Here is a 5,896-nt window from a genome sequence, read left to right as displayed (position 1 = left end):
GAGCGCCACTGCCCCGCCCGGGCTGCTGCTCTCCTGCACCTCTCCCTCCGGGAGAGGTCGACGCGCTCAGCGCGTCGGGTGAGGGCGGGGGGTCGCGGGCGCGGACACGCGCGCGGGGCAACCTACGACTGCTATGCCCAGCGCGTCGTCGACGCTGACGCCGGTCGCGAGAGCGCCACTGCCCCGCCCGGGCTGCAGCTCTCCTGCACCTCTCCCTCCGGGAGAGGTCGACGCGCTCAGCGCGTCGGGTGAGGGCGGGGACGCGGGGCCACCCTGCGAGCACTACGCCCAGCGCATCGTCGCTATGCCGCCCCCGGTCGCGAGAGCGCCACTGCCCCGCCGGGCTGCTGCCCTGCACCTCTCCCTCCGGGAGAGGTCGACGCGCTCAGCGCGTCGGGTGAGGGCCGGGGCACTCAACGACCGCTACGGCCAGCCATCCTCGCCAGGCCGCTGCATCCGGCGGAAGCGCCCGCAGCCCCTCATCCCTCGAACAGCCCCACCTGTACCGGCAGTTCGTCTGGCTCCCGGAACCCGCCGATGCCCACACCGACCAGCCGGTAGCGTGTCGACGCCGGCAGATCCACGCGCTCGCGCAAGGCCAGCGCGATCCGGATCAGCTCGGCCTGCGAGGCCGGCGGCGTGTCCGGGGTGAAACTGCGCGTCAGGATGCGGAACTGCGAGGTCTTGAGTTTCAGCACCACGGTGCGGCCCACCCGGGCGGTCCTGCGGGTTGCCGCCCAGGTCTTCTCCGCGAGCCGCTCGATCATCGGCGCCAGGTCTTCCAGCAGCAGGTCAGTCTCGAAGGTGTCCTCCGAGGAGATCGACTGCACCGGCTGGTGGGGTTCCACGCCGCGTTCGTCGATGCCGCGCGCACGCTGGTAGAGCCGCGCGCCGAAGCTGCCGAAACGCCCCTGCAGCACCTCCAGCGACAATCCGCGCAAGTCACCCACGGTCGCGACCCCCAGCTCGGCCAGCTTCTTCTCCATCACCTTGCCGACGCCCGGAATCAGCCCGACCTTCAGCGGGATCAGGAACGCATCGACCTGCGCCGGCTTCACCACGAACAGGCCATCGGGCTTGTTCCAGTCCGAGGCGATCTTGGCGATGAACTTGTTCGGGGCGACCCCGGCCGAGGCGGTCAGTTGCGTGGCCTCGAGGATCTGCGCGCGGATCGCCTGCGCGGTCGCGGTGGCGCTGGGCGAGGGAATCTTCGGGTCGGTGACGTCGAGATAGGCCTCGTCCAGCGACAGCGGCTGCACCAGATCGGTATGCGCGTGGAATATCTCGCGCACCTGGCGCGAGACAGCCTTGTAGCGGGCGAAGTCGGGCGGCACGAACACCGCGTCCGGGCACAACCGCTCGGCCGTCACCGCCGGCATCGCCGAATGCACGCCGAACGGCCGCGCCTCGTAGGACGCCGCGCACACGACCGACCGCGCGCCGCGCCAGGCCACGACCACCGGCCGGCCCCGCAGCGACGGATCGTCGCGCTGTTCGACCGACGCGTAGAACGCGTCCATGTCGATGTGGAGGATCTTGCGCACCACCGCATTATCGTCGCCCCGGTCGCAGACGCTGCGCCTTTGCCACGGGATCTCGGGATCTCGATGTCGTACTCACGCCGCGGCGAGCAGGCTCGGACTTCATCCAACCGCGAGGTGCCGGCCATGAGCCAAGGCGACAAGTCGTCCTACACCGACAAGCAGAAGCGCAAGGCCGAACACATCGAGTCTTCGGAGCGTGACAAGGGCCGCTCCAAGGACGATGCCGAGCGCATCGCCTGGGCCACCGTCAACAAACAGGATGGCGGCGGCAAGCAGAGCGGATCCGGCCGCAAGGACAGCTGATCAGGCGCCCTCGACCGGCAGCCGGACGATCGCGACGGTCGCGTCGTCGGGATCGGTCGTGATCGAGAAGCCGAGCTGCCGGCACATGCCCAGCATCGTGGTGTTCTCGCGCAGCACCTGGCCCTCGACGAATCGCAGCCCCTGCCAGCGGGCGTACTCGATCATGAGGCTCATCAGCCGCCAGCCCAGGCCGGCGCCCTTGAGGTCCGAGCGCACCATGATTCCGTATTCGCCCGTGTCGTAGTTGGCATCGGCGAGCAGGCGCACGGCGCCCAGCATCTCGCCGCTGGCCGGGTCGATCGCCGCCAGCGCAATGGAGCGCGCGTAGTCGAGCTGGGTCAGGCGCGCGATGAATTCGTGGCTGAAATGGCGCACCGCGCTGAAGAAGCGCAGCCGGAGATCCTCGGGGCTGACCCGCTCGAAGAACCTCCTGAACATCGCCTCGTCTTCTGGTCGCACCGGCCGTATGAAGACCTGACTCCCGTTGGCCAGCGACACCGTGCGCTCCCACTCGACCGGGTACGGGAGAATCGCGAAGCGCGGATGGCCCCGGCCCTTGTGCAGGGGTCTGACCGGCGCCACCGCGATGCGCGCATCCACCGCGACCACGCCGCTCTGATCGGCGAGCAGCGGATTGATGTCGATTTCGCGCAGTTCCGGCAGGTCCGCGGCCATCTGGGCCAGTTTCACCAGCACCAGCGCAAGCGCGCGCTCATCGGCGGCCGGCACATCGCGATAGGCCTTGAGGATCCGCGCTGCACGGGTCCGGCCGATCAGCTCATGGGCCAGCCGCAGATCCAGCGGTGGCAGCATCAGGGCCTTGTCGTCGATGACATCGACCGCAGTGCCGCCGCGTCCGAACACGATGACCGGACCAAAGGTCGGATCATCGGCGATGCCGGCGATGAGTTCGCGTGCCTTGGGCCGCAGCACCATCGCATGAACGGTGACCCCTTCGATCCTGGCCTGCGGACGCAGCCGTCGCGCGCGCGTCAGGATGTCTTCGGCCGCGGCGCGTACGGCGTCGGCGCTGGCCAGATTCAATCGCACGCCGTCGACATCCGACTTGTGCGGGATGTCCGGCGCGTCGATCTTCACCGCGACCGTCGAGCCGCGCGCGAACATGGCACGCGCCGCTTCGACGGCCGCTTCCGGATCCCGTGCCCGCGATACATCGGCGACCGCGATGCCATAGGCGCGCAGCAGGCGCACGCTCGCCACCGGGTCGAGCATGCGGTTGCCCGATGCCAAGGCGGCCTGGACGATCGCGCGCGCGGCCGGCAGGTCCACGTTGAAATCTTCGGGCAGGCTGGGCGGCGTCTCCATCAGGGCGCGTTGCGCCTGCTGATGGCGCACCAGATACATGAAACCGCGGACCGCATCGGCCTCGCTCGCATACACCGGGATACCCGCATCCCCCAGGGTCTGGCGCGCGCCCGCCTGATCGCCGAGCCAGACCGCGAACACCGGTTTGGCCTGGGCAGTAAGCGGACGTGTCGCGAGGGTCCGCACCACAGCCGCAGCGGTCTCGTCCGGATCCGACAGCACCGTGGGCACCTGCATTACCAGCACGGCATCGTTCTCGCGATCCTCGAGCAGGGCCTCGAGCGTCGCCGCATAGCGGCGACCATCGGCATCGCCCAGCATGTCGACCGCGTTGCGCCGCGACCAGCCACGCTCGAGCGCGGCATCGAGCGTGTCCAGCGTGGCATCGGACAGCGTGGCCCGCGTGCCGCCCAGATCGACGAGCCTGTCGAGCGCGAGCATGCCCACGCCGATGCCGTTGGTCATCACCGCAAGCCGATCGCCCGGCAGGCTGCCGAGGTGGGACAGGGTTTCGGCGGCGGCAAACAGCTCATCGAGCGCATGCACGCGCAGCAGGCCGGCCCTGCGGAATGCGGCGTCGTAGACGGCATCAGGCGCGGCAAGCACTGCGGCATGGGTCAGAGCCGGTGCTTCGCGCCGGGCGTGGCGGCCCGGCTTGACCACCACCACCGGTTTCGCCCGCGCGGCCGCCCGCGCCGCTGACAGGAACTTGCGCGCATCGCGAACCCGCTCGACGTACAGCAGGATCGCGCGGGTGCGCCGGTCGGTGGCGAAGTAGTCGAGCAGATCCGCGAAATCCACATCCAGCGCATCGCCCAGCGAGGCGACGGCGGAAAAACCGATACCACGCGGACGGCTCCATTCGATCATGCCCGCTGCCACCGCGCCCGACTGCGAGATCAGGGCGAGATCGCCGGCTGCGGGCGCATGCGCGGCAAAGCTCGCGAACAGATTCGCATGTGGCGCAATCACGCCCAGACAGTTGGGGCCGACGATCCGCAGGGCGTAGGCGCGAGCCACGGCCGCCAGCGCCGCGTTGGGTGAACCCGCGCCGATCCCCATGTCACGCGTGAGCACGATCGCAGCCTTGGCGCCCTTGCGTGCGGCCGCCTCGGCGACGGTTGCAACATCCGATGGCGGCACTGCGATCACCACCAGTTCGGGGACGAAGGCCAAGGCATCGAAGGACCGCACTGCCTGCACGCCGTCGATGACGGCATGACGCGGGTTCACCAGGCCGATCGGCCCGGCGAATCCCCCCTCGCGCAGCTGCTGCAGGACCAGCCGGCCCAAGGAACGCGGCCGAGGACTCGCGCCGACCAGCGCGACCGATGCCGGATGAAACACGGATTGCAGGGCGTAGGTACTCATCGTGCCCGCGGCTTCCTTCGAGCGACCGCAGACCATACACGATGGCCGGTCGACGTCCGGAGGCGCTGCCCCGCCTTGAACAGAGCCCGGGTGGGAACCGCGTGCGTATAGGGTGCTCTCGTCCAGCTTCCGGCATGCATCCCGAGCGCCCCCCCGTGTTCGTGGCTAGCCGCCCGGCTGTCCTTGAGGCTTCGCGTACACCGCCGCCGGTTGAAGGCACCCGCTGCCGGAGTTCGACCGGCGAGCAGTTGCGCGGCGGAAGCATGACGGCCGGGCTTGTCCCGACCGGTGGCGTTTCCTGGCCTGAAACCGCTCGCCCCCTTCCGCCTCGATCAGCCGGCGCACCATCGCCCTGACTGCGGCACCGGAGACGTTGGCGCCATCGAGGCGCACGGCGAAGAAGCGCTGCACCGGGAGCATGAGCAGAGCGGGGACCTGGCCTGTCGCAGCGATCCGAAGCAAAGAGATCCGGATCCGGACATTCTCTCCACGTACCGCCGCATGCATCGGCGCAGAGGGTTCAACGTCGACGGTCGTGCACTCTTGCGCAGACCTCGCCGACAGGGCCGCGACCATGGAAGTCTGCGTGCGCACCCCCGGAGCTTCTGTTCGATCGCGAGGGTCTGCGTGAGGACAGGCCGCAGGAGCGATTCCCATGAGCAGGTGTTCGCGCCGCTGTGCACGCTCGCTGGCGCCCAGCGGACCCATGTGCACCCGCGGGCTGATCGGGCATGCGCGCCGTTCTGCGATCGCGGATCTACTGCGCCTTCCCCGCGCGCCATGGGAATCGCGTCTCGTGCGCTCAGACTAAATCCGTCTGCCGCGTGACGCCGCGGGTGTCTCCATGTCCGTTCGGGCAGCTAGAAACTCCAGACAAAGAAAAACCCCCGCCGGAATACCGGCGGGGGTTTTGGGTAAAAACCCTGGCGATGACCTACTCTCGCATGCTAGATGCACACTACCATCGGCGCATGTACGTTTCACTTCCGAGTTCGGAATGGGATCGGGTGGTTCCATACAGCTATAGTCACCAGGGAGAGGGTGGAGGGTCGCAGGTCGGTCCGGGTATCGACGCAGTGATGCGATCGAAAGTGGGACTGACAGCGCTCACGCTCTCAGAGGTTGGGAAGTAGCGAACATTTGAAACGCGTCTCACACGTGTTGTGGAGGCCAAGGATGCTTCGATAGAAGCAACTTGAGGTTATATGGTCAAGCCGCACGGATCATTAGTACTGGTTAGCTCAATACATTGCTGTACTTACACACCCAGCCTATCAACCACCTGGTCTTGATGGTTCCTTCAGGGGAGTCAAGCTCCCGGGAGATCTCATCTTGAGGCGCGCTTCCCGCTT

Annotated in this window: 2 protein-coding genes, 2 rRNA genes and 1 pseudogene; 1 reads left to right on the top strand and 4 read right to left on the bottom strand. The window is 68.1% G+C overall.

All coding sequences use genetic code 11. The features are described 5' to 3' along the window. Nucleotides 1-479: 479 nt before the first annotated feature. Complete coding sequence (gene dinB / locus EGK76_RS14880; protein ID WP_123833139.1) at nucleotides 480-1,544, bottom strand: DNA polymerase IV; 1,065 nt, start codon at nucleotides 1,542-1,544, stop codon at nucleotides 480-482. A gap of 123 nt (nucleotides 1,545-1,667) precedes the next feature. Here dinB and EGK76_RS14875 point away from each other — a divergent pair. Next, nucleotides 1,668-1,838, top strand: a pseudogene (locus tag EGK76_RS14875) (HupB); the annotation flags it as partial. A gap of 9 nt (nucleotides 1,839-1,847) precedes the next feature. Here the strand turns inward: EGK76_RS14875 and EGK76_RS14870 are convergent. The 3 genes from EGK76_RS14870 to EGK76_RS14855 all read right to left on the bottom strand — a co-directional run. Further along, nucleotides 1,848-4,544, bottom strand: coding sequence for a bifunctional acetate--CoA ligase family protein/GNAT family N-acetyltransferase (locus EGK76_RS14870; RefSeq protein ID WP_123833138.1), 2,697 nt, complete (start codon nucleotides 4,542-4,544; stop codon nucleotides 1,848-1,850). Between the two features lie 921 nt (nucleotides 4,545-5,465). Beyond that, a 5S ribosomal RNA gene (gene rrf, locus EGK76_RS14860) occupies nucleotides 5,466-5,579 on the bottom strand. 170 nt (nucleotides 5,580-5,749) lie between these two features. Further along, nucleotides 5,750-5,896: ribosomal RNA gene (locus EGK76_RS14855) — 23S ribosomal RNA — on the bottom strand; the annotation flags it as partial.

The sequence above is a fragment of the Luteimonas sp. 100069 genome (assembly GCF_003813845.1).
GTDB classification, from domain to species: domain Bacteria; phylum Pseudomonadota; class Gammaproteobacteria; order Xanthomonadales; family Xanthomonadaceae; genus Luteimonas; species Luteimonas chenhongjianii.
This window is presented reverse-complemented; position numbering and strand designations above follow the sequence as displayed.

What these genes read in the sequence shown, in the direction of transcription:
- EGK76_RS14870 (WP_123833138.1), bottom strand. Translation starts at nt 4,544, where the DNA reads ATGAGTACCTACGCCCTGCAATCCGTGTTTCATCCGGCATCGGTCGCG.